The organism is Mycobacterium sp. BK086 (assembly GCA_004362315.1).
In the GTDB taxonomy this organism is placed as follows: Bacteria; Actinomycetota; Actinomycetes; order Mycobacteriales; family Mycobacteriaceae; genus Mycobacterium.
In genome coordinates this window covers 541,780-562,235 of sequence record SNWL01000004.1, presented here as the reverse complement: position 1 = coordinate 562,235, position 20,456 = coordinate 541,780, and the positions used below count along the sequence as shown (strand labels likewise).

At 67.4% G+C, this 20,456-nt stretch carries 21 protein-coding genes; 13 read left to right on the top strand and 8 right to left on the bottom strand.

Annotated features, from left to right (window positions below; translation table 11 throughout):
* Positions 1 to 12: 12 nt before the first annotated feature.
* The 6 genes from EV580_RS13470 to EV580_RS13445 form a co-directional block, all read right to left on the bottom strand.
* Positions 13 to 1,209: an NAD(P)/FAD-dependent oxidoreductase gene (locus EV580_RS13470; RefSeq protein ID WP_133691669.1), complete on the bottom strand. Its 1,197-nt coding sequence runs from the start codon at positions 1,207 to 1,209 to the stop codon at positions 13 to 15.
* Entirely contained in the window at positions 1,206 to 2,540 is a 1,335-nt protein-coding gene (locus tag EV580_RS13465; RefSeq protein ID WP_133691667.1) for an FMN-binding glutamate synthase family protein, read from the bottom strand. Before EV580_RS13465 ends, EV580_RS13470 begins: the two co-directional genes overlap by 4 nt.
* A complete protein-coding gene (locus EV580_RS13460; RefSeq protein WP_133691666.1) occupies positions 2,541 to 3,227 on the bottom strand; it encodes a protein glxC in 687 nt (228 codons plus the stop codon). It abuts the gene before it with no gap.
* On the bottom strand, positions 3,215 to 4,108 hold the full coding sequence (locus EV580_RS13455) for a class II glutamine amidotransferase domain-containing protein (protein ID WP_133691664.1): 894 nt from the start codon (positions 4,106 to 4,108) through the stop codon (positions 3,215 to 3,217). The genes EV580_RS13460 and EV580_RS13455 overlap by 13 nt, the downstream gene beginning before the upstream one ends.
* Before the next feature lie 21 nt (positions 4,109 to 4,129).
* Entirely contained in the window at positions 4,130 to 5,437 is a 1,308-nt protein-coding gene (glnT, locus tag EV580_RS13450) for a type III glutamate--ammonia ligase (RefSeq protein ID WP_133691662.1), read from the bottom strand.
* 89 nt (positions 5,438 to 5,526) lie between these two features.
* Positions 5,527 to 6,780 carry an ammonium transporter gene (locus EV580_RS13445; RefSeq protein ID WP_133691661.1) on the bottom strand — a complete coding sequence of 418 codons (1,254 nt, stop codon included), beginning with the start codon at positions 6,778 to 6,780 and terminating at the stop codon, positions 5,527 to 5,529.
* Positions 6,781 to 6,916: 136 nt separating this feature from the next.
* Here EV580_RS13445 and EV580_RS13440 point away from each other — a divergent pair, with 136 nt between their 5' ends.
* Positions 6,917 to 7,360, top strand: a complete 444-nt coding sequence (locus EV580_RS13440; protein WP_133691659.1) for a hypothetical protein — start codon at positions 6,917 to 6,919, stop codon at positions 7,358 to 7,360.
* On the opposite strand, the gene EV580_RS13435 is transcribed toward EV580_RS13440, so the two are convergent.
* Positions 7,304 to 7,936 (bottom strand): nitroreductase family protein, encoded by a 633-nt coding sequence (locus EV580_RS13435; protein WP_133691658.1) that lies wholly within the window; start codon positions 7,934 to 7,936, stop codon positions 7,304 to 7,306. The two genes, EV580_RS13440 and EV580_RS13435, sit on opposite strands and share 57 nt — an antisense overlap.
* An 89-nt stretch (positions 7,937 to 8,025) precedes the next feature.
* Here EV580_RS13435 and EV580_RS13430 point away from each other — a divergent pair, with 89 nt between their 5' ends.
* From EV580_RS13430 to EV580_RS13420, 3 genes are read left to right on the top strand one after another with little or no spacing between them, the layout of a single operon-like run.
* A complete protein-coding gene (locus tag EV580_RS13430) occupies positions 8,026 to 9,291 on the top strand; it encodes an aspartate kinase (RefSeq protein WP_133691657.1) in 1,266 nt (421 codons plus the stop codon).
* Positions 9,288 to 10,325 carry an aspartate-semialdehyde dehydrogenase gene (locus tag EV580_RS13425; RefSeq protein ID WP_208114626.1) on the top strand — a complete coding sequence of 346 codons (1,038 nt, stop codon included), beginning with the start codon at positions 9,288 to 9,290 and terminating at the stop codon, positions 10,323 to 10,325. Before EV580_RS13430 ends, EV580_RS13425 begins: the two co-directional genes overlap by 4 nt.
* Before the next feature lie 43 nt (positions 10,326 to 10,368).
* Positions 10,369 to 11,481, top strand: coding sequence for a DUF4185 domain-containing protein (locus EV580_RS13420; RefSeq protein WP_133691654.1), 1,113 nt, complete (start codon positions 10,369 to 10,371; stop codon positions 11,479 to 11,481).
* On the opposite strand, the gene EV580_RS13415 is transcribed toward EV580_RS13420, so the two are convergent.
* Positions 11,465 to 11,809, bottom strand: coding sequence for a hypothetical protein (locus EV580_RS13415; RefSeq protein ID WP_133691653.1), 345 nt, complete (start codon positions 11,807 to 11,809; stop codon positions 11,465 to 11,467). The genes EV580_RS13420 and EV580_RS13415 overlap by 17 nt on opposite strands.
* Positions 11,810 to 11,867: 58 nt before the next feature.
* On the opposite strand from EV580_RS13415, the gene EV580_RS33725 reads away from it, so the two are divergent.
* The 9 genes from EV580_RS33725 to egtE all read left to right on the top strand — a co-directional run bounded on the left by EV580_RS33725 (position 11,868) and on the right by egtE (position 20,456).
* Positions 11,868 to 12,284, top strand: coding sequence for a hypothetical protein (locus EV580_RS33725; RefSeq protein ID WP_166654690.1), 417 nt, complete (start codon positions 11,868 to 11,870; stop codon positions 12,282 to 12,284).
* 146 nt (positions 12,285 to 12,430) lie between these two features.
* Positions 12,431 to 13,879 (top strand): catalase, encoded by a 1,449-nt coding sequence (locus EV580_RS13410; protein ID WP_133691651.1) that lies wholly within the window; start codon positions 12,431 to 12,433, stop codon positions 13,877 to 13,879.
* 85 nt (positions 13,880 to 13,964) lie between these two features.
* On the top strand, positions 13,965 to 14,393 hold the full coding sequence (locus tag EV580_RS13405; RefSeq protein ID WP_208114609.1) for an organic hydroperoxide resistance protein: 429 nt from the start codon (positions 13,965 to 13,967) through the stop codon (positions 14,391 to 14,393).
* 4 nt (positions 14,394 to 14,397) lie between these two features.
* The gene (locus tag EV580_RS13400) at positions 14,398 to 15,039 is read left to right on the top strand and encodes a sensor domain-containing protein (protein ID WP_133691650.1); all 642 of its coding nucleotides are present in this window, start codon (positions 14,398 to 14,400) and stop codon (positions 15,037 to 15,039) included.
* A 78-nt stretch (positions 15,040 to 15,117) separates the two neighbouring features.
* Positions 15,118 to 16,407, top strand: a complete 1,290-nt coding sequence (egtA, locus tag EV580_RS13395) for an ergothioneine biosynthesis glutamate--cysteine ligase EgtA (RefSeq protein WP_133691648.1) — start codon at positions 15,118 to 15,120, stop codon at positions 16,405 to 16,407.
* A complete protein-coding gene (gene egtB / locus EV580_RS13390; RefSeq protein WP_133691647.1) occupies positions 16,404 to 17,690 on the top strand; it encodes an ergothioneine biosynthesis protein EgtB in 1,287 nt (428 codons plus the stop codon). Before egtA ends, egtB begins: the two co-directional genes overlap by 4 nt.
* The gene (gene egtC / locus EV580_RS13385; RefSeq protein WP_133691646.1) at positions 17,690 to 18,382 is read left to right on the top strand and encodes an ergothioneine biosynthesis protein EgtC; all 693 of its coding nucleotides are present in this window, start codon (positions 17,690 to 17,692) and stop codon (positions 18,380 to 18,382) included. Before egtB ends, egtC begins: the two co-directional genes overlap by 1 nt.
* Positions 18,379 to 19,344, top strand: coding sequence for an L-histidine N(alpha)-methyltransferase (gene egtD, locus EV580_RS13380; RefSeq protein WP_133691645.1), 966 nt, complete (start codon positions 18,379 to 18,381; stop codon positions 19,342 to 19,344). Before egtC ends, egtD begins: the two co-directional genes overlap by 4 nt.
* Complete coding sequence (gene egtE / locus EV580_RS13375) at positions 19,341 to 20,456, top strand: ergothioneine biosynthesis PLP-dependent enzyme EgtE (protein WP_133691644.1); 1,116 nt, start codon at positions 19,341 to 19,343, stop codon at positions 20,454 to 20,456. The genes egtD and egtE overlap by 4 nt, the downstream gene beginning before the upstream one ends.

Genomic DNA, 20,456 nt, shown 5'->3' with positions numbered 1-20,456 from the left:
AGGGTTCAGTGTCTATCTCATCTGCCCGGCACCGACATAGGGATATGGGCTCTTCAACAGTTCGTCCTCGGCGAACCGGGACAACCGGAAGTCGGTCTCCGGTATCCGCGGATCGCTGCTGTGGCCGTCGACGACCAGATCGGCGACCAGGCGCCCGACAGCCGGGGCGATCTTGAACCCGTGACCGCTGAACCCGGCGGCCACGAACAGCCCATCCCGGCCGCTGGCCGAGATGACCGGGTTCCAGTCCGGCGTGACGTCGTAGCAGCCGGCGTAGCTGGTGGTGATCGCCGGCTCGGTGAAGCCGGGGAACCGGGTGCCCACTTTGTCGACGGTGAGGTCGATGAAGTCCTCGGTGGCCCGGTTCAGGTAGTCGTCGGGATCGGCGGTCGCCACATCGGAGAGATCGCTGTTGCCGAACAGCACGTCGCCGCCGACCTCGGGGCGCACGTATTGCAGCGAGACAAGATCGGAGAACACCGGCACCGGCCCCAGATCGACGCCGGGAGAGATCATCACGATCTGTTCGCGGACCACCCGGATCGGCACGTCGATGCCGTAGGGCGCGAGGAACGGTTGGGTCCATACCCCGGTGGCGACGACGACGCTGCCCGCGCTGATGCGGGTGCCGTCCGCCAGTTGCACACCGGTGACGGAGTCACCGTCGGTGAGCAAGCCGGTTACCGTGGCGCCCTGGCGGATTCGGACACCCGCCGCACGGGCGGCGACGGCGAACGCCTGGGCCGTCTGGTAGGCGTCGCCATAGCCGCCGCGGGCTTCCCAGCCGAACGCGGCGAACGGCGACAGGTCGGCAAACGGCCACAGCTTGGCCACATCGGCGGCGTCGATCTCCTCGGTCTGCACACCCACGGCGCGCTGCGCGGCCATGCTCTTGCGCAGGGAGTCGACGTTGGGTTCGCCGACGCCCACGACGTACCCGGTCTGTCGGAAGCCGATATCGGTAGCGTGATCTCCCAGAAACTGCTGAGGCTTCTCGAACACCTCGAGGCCGACGGTCGCCATCGCGGCCAGCGAGCTCACCCCGTAGTGGCAGCGGACGATCCCGCTGGACTTGCCGGTCATGCCGGAGGCGACGGTATTACGTTCGGCGACAACCACATCGGTGATGCCGCGCTGGCTCAGCGCCCAGGCGGCGGCGCACCCCTCGATTCCGCCGCCGACAATGACGACATCGGCGGTCTCGCTCACAGGCCTGCCCCGGGAATCCAGGAGGTACCGGCCAGCGGGACCCGGGCCATCGCCGCGGCTTCGATCGTGACCGCCACCAGATCCTCGGGCTCCAGGTGCAGCAGATGGGCCTTGCCGCAGGCACGCGCGATGGTCTGTGCCTCCATGGTCAGCACCCGCAGGTAGTTGGCCAGCCGCCGGCCGGCGTCCACCGGGTCCAGCCGGGCCGCCAGCTCCGGATCCTGAGTGCTGATGCCCGCCGGATCACGGCCGTCCTGGAAGTCGTCGTAGAAACCGGCTGCGCTGCCGAGCTTTTCGTATTCTGCGGCGTACTTCGGGTTGTTGTCGCCAAGGGCGATCAGCGCAGCGGTGCCGATCGCCACCGCGTCGGCGCCCAGGGCCATCGCCTTGGCGACATCGGCGCCGGTACGGATACCGCCCGAGACGATCAGCTGCACCTTGCGATGCACCCCGAGTTCGGACAGCGCCTGCACCGCTTGGGGAACCGCAGCCAGCGTCGGGATGCCGACGTGCTCGATGAAGACGTCCTGGGTGGCGGCGGTCCCGCCCTGCATGCCGTCGACGACGACGACGTCGGCACCGGCGGCCACCGCCAGCTTCACGTCGTAGTAAGTGCGAGTGGCACCGACCTTCACATAGATGGGCTTCTCCCAGTCGGTGAGCTCGCGCAGCTCGTTGATCTTGATGGTCAGATCGTCGGGGCCGGTCCAGTCCGGGTGCCGGCAGGCCGAGCGCTGATCGATCCCCTCGGGAAGGGTGCGCATGCCAGCGACCCGCTCGGAGATCTTCTGGCCCAGCAGCATTCCGCCGCCGCCGGGTTTGGCGCCCTGGCCCAGCACGACCTCGATCGCGTCGGCCTTACGCAGGTCGTCGGGATTCATCCCATAGCGTGACGGAAGGTATTGATAGACAAGGTATTTCGACTGCCCGCGTTCCTCCGTGGTCATACCGCCGTCGCCGGTGGTCGTCGAGGTGCCGACCTCGCTGGCTCCGCGGCCCAGCGCCTCCTTGGCCGGTCCCGAGAGCGCGCCGAACGACATGCCCGCGATCGTGACCGGGATATCCAGGTGCAGAGGGTGTTTGGCGTGCCGGTCGCCGAGCACGATGTCGGTACCGCAGCGTTCGCGGTAGCCCTCCAGTGGGTAACGCGACATCGACGCGCCCAGGAACAGCAGGTCGTCGAAGTGGGGGAGGGGGCGCTTGGCGCCCCAGCCCCGGATGTCATAGATGCCGGTTTCGGCAGCACGCTGGATGCCGGCGATGGTGGCGCGGTCGAAGGTGGCCGATTCGCGCAGGCCCAGACGGGCCCGATCGTCTTGGGAGTATGTCATTTAGTACACCGAGCTGTTGTCGACGTGGAAGTGGTAGAGCTGCCGGGCTGAGCCGTAGCGGGTGTAGGCGCTGGTGTCGTCGTCCTCGAAGCCCGCGGCCTTGAGTAGCCGGCCGAGTTCCTCGTGGTGTTCGGCGCGCATCTCTTTGGCGATGCAGTCGGCGCCCAGTGAGGCAACCTCGCCACGAACGTAGAGGCGCGCCTCGTAGATCGAATCACCCAGCGCCTCACCGGCATCCCCGCGGATCACCAACCGGCCAGCCTGGGCCATGAACGCGCTCATATGCCCGACGCTTCCGCCCACGACGATGTCGACACCTTTCATCGAGATGCCGCAGCGTGCCGCGGCGTTGCCCTCGATGACGAGCAGCCCGCCGTGTGCCGTGGCGCCGGCCGACTGGGAGGCGTTGCCCTTGACCCAGACCGTGCCGCTCATCATGTTCTCGGCCACCCCGGTGCCGGCATTGCCGTCGACGACGACCTCGGCTTGCTTGTTCATCCCCGCGGCGTAATAGCCGACGTGGCCGTCGATTCCGACCCGCACCGGGGCGTCGAGGCCAACGGCCACATTGTGGGCACCCGCGGGGTTGGTGATCTGGAATGCGCCCGAGAGGCCGGGTGTATGCAGGGCCGCGTTGACCTCGCGCAGCGGCGTGGTGCTCAAGTCGAAGGTCGTCATCGTGTCCATGCGTAGACCACCTCGGGTTCGGGCTCCCAGATGACCGCCTTCTCGACGCCGGGAAGTCCTGCCAGCGCACGGTATTCGCTGGCCATCGCGACCCAGTCGCCGGTTTCGGCGATCACGGCGGGCTTGCAGGCGATCGCGTCGCGCACTACGGCGAACGAGTCGTGGTTGGACACGAGCAGCGTGTAGAAACCGTCGAAAGTGGCACAGAGCTCCTTCAGCGCCGATTCCACGTCGCGGCCGTGGGCCAGCTGATCGGCGACGAAACGCGCACCGACCTCGGTGTCGTTCTCGCTGTCGAAGACCACTCCCTGAGCCCGCAGGTCGCGGCGGATGGTCGCGTGGTTGGCGAACGAACCGTTGTGCACCAGGCACTGATCCGGTCCCACCGCATACGGGTGGGCGCCTGCCGGGATGACCGCCGACTCGGTGGCCATCCGGGTGTGGCCCACTCCTTGCCAGCCCTGGGCATTCGCCAGCCCCCACGCCTCGGTGAGTGCCCGGGGATGCCCGACGCCCTTGAGCACGGCCACATTTGCGCCGAATCCGGCGATCAGCGCGTGCGGGTAGTGCGCGGTGATCGCCGCGTGCAGGGTCTCGGGGGCGACCTCGGCGGACACCAGCAGCGTCTCGTCGACGCGGTGCACCGACACGTCGCCGAGGGCTGCGTGCAGCGCGGCAGCCATCTGCTCGGGGCTGTCCTCGACGTCGAGCACCGACACGGTGCCCTTATCCCTTGGCGACCAGTGCGGATCGCCGTAGACCGCCACGCCGGCGGAATCGCTTCCCCGGTCCGACATTTCGCAGAGCATTCCGGTCAGCAGTTCGCCGAGCCGGGGGTAAAGCTCCGGGTTGCGCAGGTGCAAACCCACGATCCCGCACATAGTGTTCCTTTCCTGACGAAGTCAGAATGCGGTCAGGTACTGATCGACTTCCCACGGGCTGACAGCGCTGTGGTAGGCGAAGAATTCGTCGCGTTTGATCCCGGCGAAGTAGGCGGCCACCCCGTCCCCGACGGCGTCGAGAACACCGGTGATGACCGCGTCGCCTTCGAATTCGTCGACGGCGTGAAGCAGCGTGGGCGGCAGCGCGGTTCGGCCGTCGGTGCCGCCGATCCCCCCGGGATCCAGGCTGCGCTTGATGCCGTCGATACCGGCACCCAGCGCCGCGGCGATGGCCAGATACGGATTCGCCGACCCGTCACCGCCGCGCAGTTCCACCCGCTGAGAGTCCGGCACCCGGATGTAGTGGGTTCGGTCGTTGCCGCCGTAGGTCGGCAGCTTCGGTGCCCAGGACGCGCCGGAAGCGGTCGTCAGCGCACCGGTTCGCTTGTAGGAGTTGACGGTTGGGCCGACCACTGCCTGCAGCGCGCAGGCGTGATCGAGGATGCCGCCGATGAATGCGTACGCGGTGGCCGACAGGCCCAACCCGCGATCGTCGGCGTCCTCGGGGAACACCGGGGTGCCGCCACTGGTCAGCGACAGGTGCAGGTGCAGGCCACTGCCGGTCCGGTCGGAGAACGGCTTGGGCATGAAGGTGGCGACCATGCCGCGCTCGGCGGCGATCATCGACAGCAGATAGCGCAGGGTGATGACCCGGTCGGCGGTGGTCAGCGCGTCGGCGAATTGAAAGTTCTGCTCGAACTGGCCATTGCCGTCTTCATGGTCGTTGGCGTAGTTGGACCAGCCGAGGGTGTTCATCGCCGTCGAGATGGCGGTGAGGTGGTCGTACATCCGCGTGACGCCGCGCGCGTCGTAACACGGCTGGGCGGCGGTGTCGGCGGTGTCGGCGGTGGCCAGGCTGCCGTCGGCGGCGCGGGTGAGCAGGAAGTACTCGACTTCGGCACCGACCCAGGGTTCGAAGCCGGCGTCGGCGGCCCGCTGGATCAGCGACTTGAGGATGACTCGCGGTGCGTACGGCCAGGGCTGCCCCTCGACATACGGATCGCAGTGCACGATCGCCAGGCCCTCTTTGATGAACGGAACCGGGGTGAACGAGGCGGGATCGGGGATCGCCATGAGGTCCGGGTCTTTGGGCTCCTGGCCCATGGCACCGACGGCGTATCCGGCGAAGCCGACTCCCTCGGTGGCCAGCAGATCGACGGCCTCGACGGGAACCAGTTTGGCGCAGGGCTTTCCACGGAGATCGACGAACAGGGCAAGGATGAATTTGGTCGCGGACTTCTCAGCCAGCTCGGCGAGGGTGGCAGACATGTTCTCTTACAGACTCTTTCGTGGTGCTGGCGAGAGGATGCGGGGTCGGGCCGGGCGTGGGAAGGAGGCCACGCCCGGCCCGGGTCCCGTTAGGCGTACTCGAGTTCGTACGCCGAGTCGCGGTGCACGTGGGTATCGATACCCTTCTCCTCCTCCTCGGAGGAGATGCGGATACCCATGGTCTTCTTGATCGCGAACGCGATGACGAACGCGATCACGAACGAATAGACCATCACCGCACCGGCTGCGACTGCTTGTCGCCACAGCTGGTCGAAACCGCCGCCGTAGAACAAGCCGTTCACCTTGTTCGGCATGGTGTCGCTGGCCAGGAAGCCGATCAGCAGGGTGCCGATGACGCCACCGACGAGGTGCACGCCGACGACGTCGAGCGAATCGTCGTAGCCGAACTTCTCTTTGAGGCCAACGGCGTACGGGCAGATGGCCCCGGCGACCAGGCCGAGGATGATGGCGCCGACCGGCGTCACCGAACCACAGGCCGGGGTGATCGCGACCAGGCCGGTGATGGCACCGGCTGCCGCACCGACACCGGTGACGTGACCGTCCTTGATCTTCTCCACTGCCAGCCAGGCCAGCGTCGCAGCGCAGGTGGCGACGAACGTGGTGACCATGACGATGGCCGCCGAGTTGCCCGCGGCCAGCGCCGAGCCGCCGTTGAACGCATACCAGCCGGCCCACAGCAGACCAGCGCCGAGCAGGGTCAGCGGAACGTTGTGCGGCTTGCGCAGCTTGCCCCAGCTGGCACCCTTGCCGAGCACGATCGCCACCGCGAGGGCGGCCGCACCGGCGTTGATGTGCACCGCGGTACCACCGGCGAAGTCAATTGCCTTGAGGTTGTTGGCAATCCAGCCACCAACTGCGTCAGGAGTGACGACACCGTTGAAGGCGAAGACCCAGTGCGCGACGGGGAAGTAGACCAGAACCGCCCACACGGTCGCGAAGACCATCCAGGCCGCGAACTTCATCCGGTCGGCCGCCGCGCCGGAGATCAGCGCCACGGTGATCGCGGCAAAGAGCGCCTGGAACAGCGCGAACAAACTGACCGGCAGACCGGAGATCGTGGTCTGTGACTCCAAAAGGTTCTTCATACCGGCGAATTCGAGGAAATCACCCACGAAACCGCCGTAGGAGGTGCCGAATGTCATCGAGAAGCCGAACAGAATCCACAGCACGCCGACGATGGCAACTGCGCCGAACGTCATCATCATCATGTTGGTCGAGCTCTTGACCGAGACCATGCCGCCGTAGAACAGCGCAAGGCCCGGGATCATCATCGTCAGCCCGATGATGCAACACAGCATGAATGCTGTGGTCCCTGTATCCATCTAATCTCCTGCGAGGTGGGCGGCCCCTCCATGGTTGGGCCGTTCACCGGCAGTGAACTTTGTTTCTGTTACGTAGACAGCCGCCTGGTGTTGCCGCCGCGTTAATCGTTCACCCGCACGGCTACGCTGGCTGACCATGCACCGACGACCACGCTGGGTCCTCACCGCCACCGTGGTGGTCATCGCCCTCGGCGTCTGGATCTGGTCGACGTGGTTCGACGGCCCGCCGGAGAAGTGCAAGCCGGTGATCGAGGTCCTGGACTTCAGCCGGTCGCAGGCGGCGAAGATCGATTCGAAGGGCAACGAAGGCGTGCCGACGGTTGCCGAGGACGCCGCCTATCAGGAGTGGGCTGACGGACTGGCCGAGCGGTCCCAGAAGGTGACCGATCCCGCGCTGGCGGCTCAGACCACCGAAGTGGCCCAGCTGGCCAACCAGTTCGTCTCCGGGCTGCCGACGCTGCGTGCCCAAACCCAAGCGCGCGCCCCCGGTGCGCCCGCCCCGCCCCAGGTCTACGAGATGTCGCTACTCAACGACCGGATCGTCGCCAAGCTCGGGGAACTTCGGAAAACCTGCTCCTGACCAGTTGAGCACGATCTGGTCCAGCGGCAACCGCTCTCGCGGCCGGCCGTCGCGCTCGGCGATCTCGGGGGCCATCCCCGCGTAGTCGCCCAGGGAGCCGACCGCGACCACCGCAAGCGGGCGTACGCCGGCAGGCAGCGCGAACGCGGCGGACGCGCCGTCGAGGTCGAAGCCGGCCATCGGATGCGCGATCAGGCCCAGGGCCACGGCCTCGACCGACAGGTTCGCGATCGCCGCACCCGCGTCCACCGCGGAGTAGAGGGCGGTGCGCTCGTCTTCGCCCTGGTCAGCGCACACCAGAATCAGGGCGCCCGCGGCGTGGGCGTAGCTGTTGCCGCGGCGCAGCAGACCGGCGATGGTGGTGAAGGCCTCGTCTGCTCTGACCCCCACCACGTACCGCACCGGCTGCCGATGGCCCCAGGTCGCAGCCCAGCGAGCCGCCTCCAGCAGCGCGATCAGCTGCTCGGCGGTGACCGTCGCCTCGGGATCGAAGGCGCGCGGACTCCACCTGGCGGCGATCGGCGGGTGGATCGGCACCCGGGTCCGGGCGTGACGGTCGTCGGGTTGGCTGGGCACGGGCGCGACGTTACCGCCGATCGGGGCGGGAAAAGCAGGTGCTTCGACCCCTTATCCTTAGAGCCGACATTCGATCGAAAGGGAAGACAGTGGCGCTCGTCGTGCAGAAGTACGGCGGATCCTCGGTGTCCGACGCCGACCGGATCCGGCGCGTCGCCGAGCGCATCGTCGAAACCAAGAAGGCCGGCAACGACGTCGTCGTCGTCGTCTCGGCGATGGGTGACACCACCGACGAGCTGCTGGACCTGGCCAAGCAGGTCTGCCCGGCGCCGCCCGCTCGCGAGCTGGACATGCTGCTGACCGCCGGCGAGCGCATCTCCAACGCGCTGGTCGCGATGGCCATCGAATCGCTGGGCGCCGAAGCCCGCAGCTTCACCGGCTCGCAGGCCGGCGTCGTCACCACCGGCACCCACGGCAACGCCAAGATCATCGACGTCACCCCCACCCGGTTGCGGTCGGCGCTCGACGAGGGCCAGATCGTGCTTGTCGCCGGGTTCCAGGGCGTCAGCCAGGACACCAAGGACGTCACCACCCTGGGCCGTGGCGGATCGGACACCACCGCCGTCGCGCTGGCCGCCGCGCTGCACGCCGATGTCTGCGAGATCTACACCGACGTCGACGGCATCTTCACCGCCGACCCGCGCATCGTGCCCAACGCGCACCGACTGGACACCGTCAGCTTCGAGGAGATGCTCGAGATGGCGGCCTGCGGCGCCAAGGTGCTCATGCTCCGCTGCGTGGAATACGCCCGCCGCTACAACGTTCCGATTCACGTCCGGTCTTCGTACACCGACAAGCCCGGCACGATCGTCACTGGATCTATCGAGGACATCCCCATGGAAGACGCCATCCTGACCGGAGTTGCCCACGACCGCAGCGAGGCCAAGGTCACCGTTGTCGGTCTGCCCGACGTGCCCGGCTACGCCGCCAAGGTGTTCCGCGCCGTCGCCGATGCCGACATCAACATCGACATGGTGCTGCAGAACATCTCGAAGATCGAAGACGGCAAGACCGACATCACGTTCACCTGCCCGCGCGACATCGGCCCGACCGCGGTCGAGAAGCTCGCCGCGCTGCAGGGCGAGATCGGCTTCACCAAGGTGCTCTACGACGACCACATCGGCAAGGTGTCGCTGGTGGGTGCGGGCATGCGCAGCCACCCGGGCGTGACCGCCACGTTCTGTGAGGCGCTGGCCCATGCCGGGATCAACATCGAGCTGATCTCGACCTCCGAGATTCGAATCTCGGTGTTGGTCAAGGACACTGAACTGGACAAGGCTGTGGCCACCCTGCACGAGGCGTTCGGCCTCGGCGGTGAGGAAGAGGCCGTCGTGTACGCGGGAACGGGACGCTGATGGTTTCGATCGGTGTTGTGGGAGCCACCGGCCAGGTCGGCCAGGTGATGCGCACCCTGCTCGAAGAGCGCGACTTCCCGGTGACCAGCGTGCGGTTCTTCGCCTCCGCCCGGTCGGCGGGCAAGAAGCTGCCGTTCCGCGGTCAGGAGATCGAGGTCGAGGATTCCGAGACCGCCGATCCCTCGGGACTGGACATCGCGTTGTTCTCGGCCGGCGCGACGATGTCGCGGGTGCAGGCCCCGCGCTTCGCCGCGGCCGGTGTGGTCGTGATCGACAACTCGTCTGCCTGGCGCAAGGACCCCGAGGTGCCGTTGGTGGTCTCTGAGGTGAACTTCGCGCGCGACGCGGGCAATCGGCCGAAAGGCATTATCGCCAACCCGAATTGCACCACCATGGCCGCGATGCCGGTACTCAAGGTGCTGCACGACGAGGCGCAACTGGTGCGGATGATCGCCTCGACGTATCAGGCGGTGTCGGGCAGCGGCCTGGCCGGCGTCGACGAACTGGCCACCCAGGCCCGCGCGGTCATCGACGGTGCCGAGGAACTGGTGCACAACGGGTCCGCGCTGGACTACCCCGCGCCGGTGAAATACGTTGCGCCCATTGCCTTCAACGTGGTTCCGCTGGCCGGTTCACTGGTCGACGACGGCTCGGGAGAGACCGACGAGGACCAGAAGCTGCGCAACGAGAGCCGCAAGATCCTCGGTATCCCTGACCTGGCGGTGTCGGGGACGTGCGTGCGGGTGCCGGTGTTCACCGGACACTCGTTGTCGATCAACGCCGAATTCGCCCAGCCGATTTCGCCTGCTCGGGCCGCCGAGCTGCTCGCCGGTGCGCCCGGTGTGAAGTTGGTCGACGTGCCGACGCCGCTGGCCGCCGCCGGGGTGGACGACACGCTGGTCGGCCGGATCCGCCAGGATCCCGGTGTGCCGGACGGCCGCGGACTCGCACTCTTCCTGTCGGGTGACAACCTGCGAAAAGGTGCGGCACTCAACACCATTCAGATCGCCGAGCTGCTGGCTCAACAGCTTTAAGCTCTTGCGCCGAAACCGACGTTTGGGCGCGAAAGTGCGAGTGGTGTGCGCCATTTCGTCGATCTCGGCACTGATCCTCGCGTCAAATGCCTTCGCTGACCCGCCCAGCCCGGCGCCCGATCCGATCCTGGCACCGCTGGCCCCTGGCCAGGTGGTGCGGATCGGGCCGATCGCGGGCACCGGGACACCAACGCGCGACTACGGTATCGGCGCCACCGATCTGTGTGAATTCATGGAATTCCCAACCGAATTGCTGCAGATCTGCGGCGACAGCTTTGCCGGCCAGGGTGTCGGTTTCGGTGGCTGGTTCTCCCCGGTGGCCCTGCGCGTCGCCGGTGACTCGGTCGACGATCCCGACGGCGTGCGCTACACCGGGGTCACCGGTGTGGACAAGCCGCTGCTGGCCGACCCCACTCCCGCGGGCTCCTCGCAGCTGCCGGCCGGGGTGGTGTCGATCAACCGGCAGAACTATCTGTTGGTGACCACCACCAAGGACCTGCTGCCACACACCTCCCGGCTGGTGAAAGCGCAAGCCGGACAGGGTGGTTGGCCGACCGTTCCCGGATCGCAGCGACCCGCGACCTACGCGGGCGGGCGCCAGACGCAGATCAGTGGTTACTACAGCCCGATCCCCACGGCGGATTCACAGACCGGCTGGGTGTACATCGTGGCCAACAACTTCGACCGGTCGGGCCCGGTGGTGCTCTACCGCGCGACGCCGGAGACGTTCACCGATCGTTCGCGATGGCAGGGCTGGGCCGACGGTCCCGGTGGCGGCTGGAACAAGACGCCGACGCCGTTGTGGCCCGACAAGGTCGGCGAGATGAGCATGCGCGAAGTCGACGGCAAACCGGTGCTGTCCTATTTCAATGCCGGCACCGGAAACATGGAAATGCGGGTGGCCTACGACCCGACGGGTCTGGGCACCGCACCGGTGACGACGGTGGTGCAGGCCGGCAGTTGGCCCGACCCGGTGGAGAGCCTGCCGTCACCCGATGACAACCGGCTGGCCCAACCGTACGGCGGCTACATCTCGCCGGGTTCGACGCTCGACGAAGTGCGGGTGTTCATCAGCCAGTGGAATACCGCGCCGCGGGACCGCGCGCCCTACCGCGTGCTGCAGTTCGCGGTGAACCCGTTCAAACCGTGGGCGTGACCGGGTGGTCGAGCAGCTTCGCTCGCAGTCGCACTGCTTGAATTTGAGCAACTCCCACCAGCAACACCGGCCACAACAATCCCGACGCGATGATCAGTGGAAAGCGGACGCGATCACGAACTGTCTCACCTGCGTGAAAGGCCTCGGAGAACACCCACGCCAGGAATATGAACAACGGCATGCCGGTGACATAAAGCAGGACCAACAACCGTGCACGCTCCCTTATAAGCAACCCCTGAGACATGGTCGCAAAGTTCGCTGAAGCTGTCCAGTGCGCATACCCGAACGGGTGACTCGGCTCACAAGCCCGGCCGGCGGCACCATTCATAGCCAACTCATAGGCGCGACCTAGCCCGCACTGGGTAGCGGGCTCGCATCATCGATCTATGACCGAAACACCTGAGCAGGCCGAAGAGCCCGCAACCAGCCCCGTCGCCACTTTGCCGCCACCGGCCTACGTGGCACCCGTCCCCGTTGCCACCCGGCCCAACCGGCTCTACCAAGCCGTCGCATGGGTGGCCATTGTCGCCGGAACGGTGTTCATCGTCGGCGCCGTGTTCTTCACCGGTTTCGCCCTCGGACGCACGAGTGGCGGCGGAGGTTGGCATCACCATCACGGCGGTGACGGAAACTCACAGCAATTTCACCACCGCGGCGGACCTGGCATGGGGCCAGGGATGGGACCGTGGGGTCAGATGGGTCCTGGCGGACCCGGTGGTCCCAACGGTGGTCCCGGATTCGGCCCCGGTGGACCGGGTGGCCCGGGCCCCGGCAACACCGCCACGCCAACGCCCCGTCCCTGACGCCGTCACCGACGTCGTCACCGAGCCGCCCCGCGCCCTCACCCCCCGAAGGGCGCGGGGCTTTCGGCTGTGATGGGACAAAAATGCGCTTGGCGGGTACTCGCTCCTGGCACTGCGCCCACAGCCGCTAGAGAGGGGCACGAGAGATGACAGAGAAGTACGCGACGACAGATGCCGGCGCACCGGCTCCGAGTTTCGAGCACTCGCTCACCGTCGGGCCGGACGGCCCGATCCTGCTGCAGGACCACTTCCTGATCGAGCAGATGGCGAACTTCAATCGGGAGCGCATCCCGGAACGCCAGCCGCATGCCAAGGGCGGCGGTGCATTCGGCTCGTTCGAAGTGACCCACGACGTCAGCCAATACACCCGGGCGGCATTTCTGCAGCCCGGCACCAAGACCGACATGGTGGCCAGGTTCTCCACCGTCGCCGGCGAGCGCGGTAGCCCAGACACCTGGCGCGACCCGCGTGGATTCGCGCTCAAGTTCTATACCTCCGAAGGCAATTTCGACCTCGTCGGCAACAACACCCCGGTGTTCTTCATTCGGGACCCGATCAAATTCCAGAACTTCATCCGCTCGCAGAAGCGCCTTCAGGCCTCGAATCTTCGCGATCACCACATGCAGTGGGATTTCTGGACGTTGTCACCGGAATCGGCGCACCAGGTCACCTGGTTGATGGGGGATCGCGGAATCCCCAAGACCTGGCGCAATATGAACGGCTACTCCAGCCACACCTACAGCTGGGTCAACGCAGCCGGCGAATTGTTCTGGGTGAAGTACCACTTCAAGACCGACCAGGGCATCGAGTTCCTGACTCAGGAGGAAGGCGATCAGCTGGCCGGCAGCGACGGCGACTACCACCAGCGCGACCTCTACGAGGCGATCGAGGGTGGCAACTTCCCGAGCTGGACGCTGCACGTGCAGATCATGCCGTTCGACGACGCCAAGACCTACCGCTACAACCCGTTCGACCTCACCAAGGTGTGGCCGCACAGCGACTATCCGCTGCACGAAGTGGGCCGAATGACGTTGAACCGCAACGTCACCGACTATCACGCGGAAATCGAGCAAGCCGCTTTCGAGCCCAACAACGTGGTTCCGGGGACCGGCCTGAGTCCCGACAAGATGCTGCTGGCGCGCGGCTTCTCCTACAGCGACGCCCACCGGCACCGGCTCGGGGTCAACTACAAGCAGATCCCGGTGAACACACCGAAAGTCGAGGTGCACAGCTACTCGAAGGACGGTGCGATGCGCATCCGCAACGTCACCGATCCGGTGTACGTGCCGAACTCGATGGGCGGCCCGGAGGCCGACCCCGCACGGGCCGCGGAGGTGCACTGGGTATCCGATGGCGACATGGTCCGGCAGGCATACGCGCTGCGCGCCGACGACGACGATTGGGGTCAGGCCGGCACGATGGTCCGCGAGGTTCTCGACGATGACGCTCGAGATCGTCTGGCGCACAACATCATCGGTCACGTCTCCCAGGGTGTGAAGGAGCCGGTGCTGTCGCGGGTGTTCGAGTACTGGCGCAATGTCGATCCCGACCTCGGCAAGAAGGTCGAAGAAGGTGTGCGGAGTAAGACCGAGTAGCAGGCGCTGAAATCGACATGAGGGTTGTGATTGTTGAGTTTTCGCGACCTTCATGTCGATCTCGCCGCCTGGCATGATCGATTCCATGAGCATCGAGGTCATCTACACCGCGGAGTCGACGGCCAGCGGCGGGGGACGCGACGGGCATGTGAAGTCTTCGGACGACCGCATAGATCTGGAGACCAGGCCGCCGAAGGCGGCGGGCGGCAGCGGTGAGGGCACCAACCCCGAGCAGCTGTTCTCGGCGGGCTACGCGGCCTGTTTCCTGGGCGCGATCCAGGTGGTCGCCCGCACGGAGAAGATCGCGCTCGACGGCGCATCGGGCGTCACCGCGCAGGTCGGGTTCGGCAAGGACACCGATGGTGGCTACGGCATCAACGCCCGTCTCATCGGTTACCTGCCGGGCTTGGAGCAGGCGCAGGCGCAGGAGCTGATGGAGAAGGCACATCAGGTGTGCCCGTACTCGAAGGCCACCCGCGGCAACATCGACGTCACGCTGACCGCCAAGGTCTGAGGCGATGCGCATCATGCTTGCGACGCTCGCCGCGTTGGTCGCCGGCGTCGCGGCGGCGGTCCCGGCGCAGGCTCGCCCGTCCGATCCGGGCGTGGTGTCCTACGCGGTGCTGGCCAAGGGTTCGGTCGGCAATATCGTCGGCGCCCCGATGACCTGGGAAGCGGTGAATACCGATCCGGTTCAGACCTTCTGGGTCGACTTGCCGGACTGCAACAACTGGGCCGACGTCGGGCTGCCCGAGGTATACCTCGACCCCGACCTCGCGTCGTTCAACAGTGCGGTGACCCAGACCTCGGCCACCGACCAGAACCATCTGGTCAAACAGGCCATCGGGGTGTTCGCCACCGCCGACGCCGCCAATCGCGCGTTCCACCGCGTCACCGACCGCACCGTGGGATGCGCCGGTCAGACCACGGCCATGCACCTCGACGACGGAACCACCCAGGTGTGGTCATTCGGCGGCGCTACGCCGACAGCGAACGACGCGGTGTGGGTGAAGCAGGAGGCGGGCACCGACCGGCGCTGTTTCACGCAAACCCGGCTCCGCGAGAACGTGCTGTTGCAGGCCAAGGTCTGTCAGTCCGGCAACGGCGGGCCCGCGGTGAACGTTCTTGCCGGCGCCATGCAGAACACCTTGGGTCAATAACGCGATTCGGGTACACGTCACAGACGTGTCAGCGGGGGATCGAGGAAATTTGTCGGTGCTGTCTGGAAGATGGAGTTCATGACGTTCGTCGTCACGTCTGAGCCGGGTCGAGCTCGTAGCGGCCCGGCCGCCGGCGAGCGCGTTCTGACCAGTTCGTCGTCAGCCGCCTTGCACATCGCCGGCGCATCTCTGGAACACGGCCCGATCGGCCGGGTCGGCCTGGAACTCGAGGCGCACTGCTTCGACCTGCACGATCCGCGGCGTCGCCCGGGCTGGTCGGAGCTCAACGACGTCATCGCGGGCGTGGGACCGTTGCCCGGCGGCAGTGCCGTCACCGTGGAGCCCGGCGGCGCGGTCGAACTGTCCGGCCCGCCGGCGCAAGGGCCGGTCGCCGCGATCGCCGCACTGACTGCCGACCGGAAGGCCCTGCGCGCTGCGTTCGCCGACGCGGGCCTCGGCCTTGCTCTGCTGGGTGCCGACCCACTGCGCCCGCCGCACCGGGTCAATCCGGGTGCCCGGTATCAGGCCATGGAACGGTTCTTCACCGCATCGGACACCGGGCATGCGGGCGCGGCGATGATGACGTCGACGGCCTCGATCCAGGTCAATCTCGACGCCGGTCCCCGCGACGGCTGGGCCGACCGGGTGCGGCTCGCGCACGCACTGGGCCCGACGATGATCGCGATCGCCGCCAACTCGCCGCTGCTGGCCGGCGAGTTCACCGGGTGGGTTTCCACTCGCCAGCGGGTGTGGAGCCAGCTGGACTCGGCGCGCTGCGGGCCGATCCTCGGTGCCAGCGGGGACGACCCGTGTACCGATTGGGCCCGCTACGCGCTGAAGGCGCCGGTGATGCTGGTACACACGCCGGACGCGGTGGCGGTCACCGAGCATGTCCCGTTCGCCGACTGGGCCGACGGACTGGTGCTGCTGGGCGGCCGCAGGCCCACGACCACCGACCTCGATTACCACCTCACCACCCTGTTCCCGCCGGTGCGCCCGCGACGCTGGCTGGAGATCCGCTATCTCGACAGCGTGCCCGACGAGCTGTTGGCCGCGGTGGTGTTCGTGATGGTGACGCTGCTCGACGATCCGGTCGCCGCCGGGCTGGCTGCTGAGGCGGTCGAACCTGTCGCCACGGCGTGGGATCTGGCCGCGCGTGTCGGCCTGACCGACAACCGGCTCTACGAGGCGGCCAACCGCTGCGTGGCGGTGGCGGCCGAACGCGCGCCCGCGGAATTATCCGAGTCGATGCAGCGGTTGGTGCAGAGCGTGGAACGAGGCCGCTGCCCCGCCGACGATTTCGCCGACGAAGCCATTCGCAGTGGCATCGACGACGCCGTACTGCAGATGGCAAGGGCGACACGGTGATCGGGCGGGAGACGCTGGCCCGCGACCTCGACCGGGCTCGCCAGCGCACGCTGGCGCTCACCGATTTCGACGACGCTGAGTTGCATCGTCAGTACAACCCGCTGATGAGCCCGCTGGTGTGGGACCTCGCCCACATCGGTCAGCAGGAGGAGCTGTGGCTGCTGCGCGACGGTGATCCGCACCGGCCGGGCATGTTGCCTGCCAACATCGAAGGCCTCTACGACGCGTTCGTCCACAGCAGGGCCAGCCGCGTCGACCTGCCGCTGCTGTCACCCGAACAATCCCGCGCGTACTGCCGCAGCGTGCGGGCCGCTGCGCTCGACGTGCTGGACACCCTGCCCGACCGCGATGACGACGCCGACGTCGCGTTCCGCTTCGGCCTGGTGATCAGTCACGAGAACCAGCACGACGAGACCATGCTTCAGGCGCTCAATCTGCGCAGCGGTGCGCCGATCCTGGGGCAGCGGACCGCGCTGCCCGAGGGGCGGCCCGGTGTGGCCGGCACGTCGGTGCTGGTGCCCGGCGGTCCGTTCGTCCTCGGTGTCGACGCCGCGACCGAACCACTGTCGCTGGACAACGAGCGGCCCGCCCATGTGGTCGATGTGCCGGCGTTCCGGCTCGGCCGGGTGCCGGTGACCAACGCCGAATGGCGGCAGTTCGTCGACGACGGCGGCTACGCCCAACAGCGCTGGTGGTCGCCACGGGGGTGGGAGCACCGCGTCGCGGCCGACCTCAACGGGCCGGAATTCTGGAATCGGGACGGCAGCCGGACCCGGTTCGGCCACGTCGAAGAGATCCCCGGCGAGGAACCGGTGCAGCACGTCGGCTTCTTCGAAGCCGAGGCCTACGCGGCGTGGGCGGGTGCGCGACTGCCCACCGAGGTGGAGTGGGAGAAGGCCGCGGCCTGGGATCCCGGCGCCGGTGTGCGCAGGCGCTATCCGTGGGGTTCGGACGAGCCCGGCGCGCAGCGAGCCAATCTCGGCGGTGAGGCGCTGCGGCCCGCGCCGGTCGGTGCCTATCCTGCCGGCGCCTCGGCCTGCGGCGCCGAGCAGATGCTTGGTGACGTGTGGGAGTGGACCACCTCTGCGCTGCGGCCCTGGCCTGGCTTCACGCCGATGATCTATCAGCGGTATTCGGAGCCGTTCTTTGACGGCGACTACAAGGTGCTGCGCGGTGGTTCGTGGGCGGTGGCCGCCGACACGCTGCGTCCGAGCTTCCGCAACTGGGATCGCCCGATCCGGCGGCAGATCTTCTCCGGTGTGCGCCTGGCGTGGGACGTCTGATGTGCCGTCATCTCGGGTGGCTGGGTGAGCCGGTGTCGATCGCCTCGCTGGTGCTCGATCCCCCCTCCGGACTGAAGGTCCAGTCCTATGCGCCGCGCAGGCAGAAGCACGGGTTGATGAACGCCGATGGTTGGGGCGTGGGATTCGTTGACGGCGAACATGTTCGGCGGTGGCGCAGCGCATCCCCCCTGTGGGGTGACATGTCGTTCGCGTCGGTCGCGCCGGCGCTGCGCAGTGGATGCGTGGTGGCCGCGGTGCGCTCGGCGACGGTCGGGATGCCGCTGGAAGCCAGCGCGACAGCACCGTTCACCGACGGCAGCTGGCTGCTGTCGCACAATGGGGTCGTCGACCGTGGGGTGCTGCCTCTCAGCCGGGCGGCCGAGTCGACGGTCGACAGTGCGGTCCTGGCCGCGCTGATCTTCGACCGTGGCCTGGACAATCTCGCTGACACCATCGTCGAGGTCGGCGGAGCTGATCCGGGAGCACGGCTGAACATCTTGGCGGCCAATGGATCTCGCATGCTGGCCACGACCTGGGGCGACACCTTGTCGGTGCTGCGCCGAGCCGACGGCGTGGTGCTGGCCAGTGAACCCTATGACGACCACCCCGATTGGGACGACATTCCCGACCGCCACCTGGTCGAGGTGAGCGGGGGACAGGTGTCGTTGACACCGCTGAAAGGATCCTCGTGACGTTCACGCTGTCCAACTTTCTGGCCGCCGATGCCGCTGCCCAGGCGCTGCGCAGCGACGTGCGCAACGGGTTGACGCAGACGCCGAAATCGTTGCCGCCCAAATGGTTCTACGACGCTGTCGGTAGCGACCTGTTCGACCAGATCACCCGGCTGCCCGAGTATTACCCGACGCGCGCCGAGGCGGAGATCCTGCGTGTCCAATCTCCCGCGATCGCCGCGGCCAGTGGCGCCGACACGTTGGTCGAGCTCGGCAGCGGCACCTCGGAAAAGACCAGGCAGCTGCTGACCGCCCTGCGCGACAACGGATCGCTGCGGCGCTTCGTGCCTTTCGATGTCGACTCGAATGTGCTGCAGTCGGCGGGGGTGGCGCTGGGCCACGAGTATCCCGGTCTCGAGATCGAGGCCGTCTGCGGAGATTTCGAAGAACACCTGGCCAAGATTCCGACCGGTGGGCGACGGTTGTTCGTCTTCCTCGGTTCGACCATCGGCAACCTCACACCCGGTCCGCGTAAGCAATTCCTGGCCACGCTGGCCGATGTGCTCGATCCCGGTGACAGCCTGCTGCTGGGCACCGACCTGGTCAAGGACACCGGCCGACTGGTTCGCGCCTATGACGACAGTGCCGGTGTCACTGCGAAGTTCAACCTCAACGTGCTGGCAGTGGTCAACCGAGAACTGGGTGCGAACTTCGACATCGAGTCTTTCGAACATGTCGCGCGCTGGAATCCCGACGAGGAGCGCATCGAAATGTGGCTGCGCGCAACGACTCCGCAGCAGGTGCTCGTCGATGCGCTGGGCCTGACGGTCGACTTCGCGAACGGCGAGGAGATGCTCACCGAGGTGTCGTGCAAGTTCCGGCCGGAGGCCGTCACGCAGGAACTCGCGGAGGCCGGGCTGCAACGCACCCACTGGTGGACCGATCCGTCAGGGGACTTCGGCCTGTCGCTCGCGGTCAAGTGAGCACACCCGAAACCCTGGCGCAGGGCTGGCGCGACGCCCGGCTGCCGCCTGCCGGTGTGCATCTGGACAGCGCCGCGTGTTCGCGTCAGAGCCTGGCGGCGATCGAGGCCGGGGCGGCCCATGCCCGGCACGAGTCCGAGGTCGGAGGCTACGTCGCCGCGCAGGCGGCCGCACCCGCGCTCGACGCCGGCCGGGCAGGTGTCGCGGCACTCACCGGGATGGCGCCCGAGGACGTGGTTTTCACGACCGGCTCGGGTAACGCGCTGCAACTCTTGCTCGGTGTGTGGCCGATGGAGCGCACCGTGGCCTGCTTGCCCGGCGAATACGGCCCGAACCTGGCCGAGTTCGCCTCGCGCGGATTCATCCGCCGGCCGCTGCCGGTCGACGGCCTTGGCCGGGTCGATCCCGACGCGGCCCGCACGGTCCTGGGTGAGGATCCGCCGGCGATGGTCCACCTGACGGCGGTCGCCAGCCATCGCGGTGTCGTCCAACCCGTCGCCGCGGTCGGTGCGCTCTGTCGGGAGATCGGCGTGCCGCTGGTGGTCGACGCCGCCCAGGCCTTGGCGCATGTCGACTGCCTGGTCGACGCCGACGCCGTCTACTCGTCGTCGCGCAAATGGCTGGCGGGCCCGCGTGGGGTCGGAGTGTTGGCCGTGCGCCCGGCGCTGGCCGACCTTCTCCAGTCCCCGGAGTGGGCCGGTCCGCTGTCGGCGCTGCAGTGCCTGGAGTTCGGCGAGGCCAATATTGCTGCCCGGGTTGGCTTTTCGGTGGCAGTGGGTCAGCATCTGGCGGCGGGCCCGGAGTCGGTGCGCCGGCGTTTGGCGGAGCTGGGACGGCTCGTGCGCACTCTTCTGGCCGACGTTCCCGGCTGGCGGGTGGTGGAGCCGGTCGACGAGCCCACCGCGATCACGACCCTGGCGCCGACCGACGGCGCCGACCCGGTGCAGGTGCGGGCGCGGCTGATCGCGGAACACGGCATTGTGACGACCGCGGCCGGTATCGAGCGGGCACCGCTGGAGATGACGACGCCGGTGCTGCGGATATCCCCGCATGTCGACGCCTACACCGAAGACCTCGAGTCCTTTGTCACCGCGCTGCGCGCCGTAACCTGA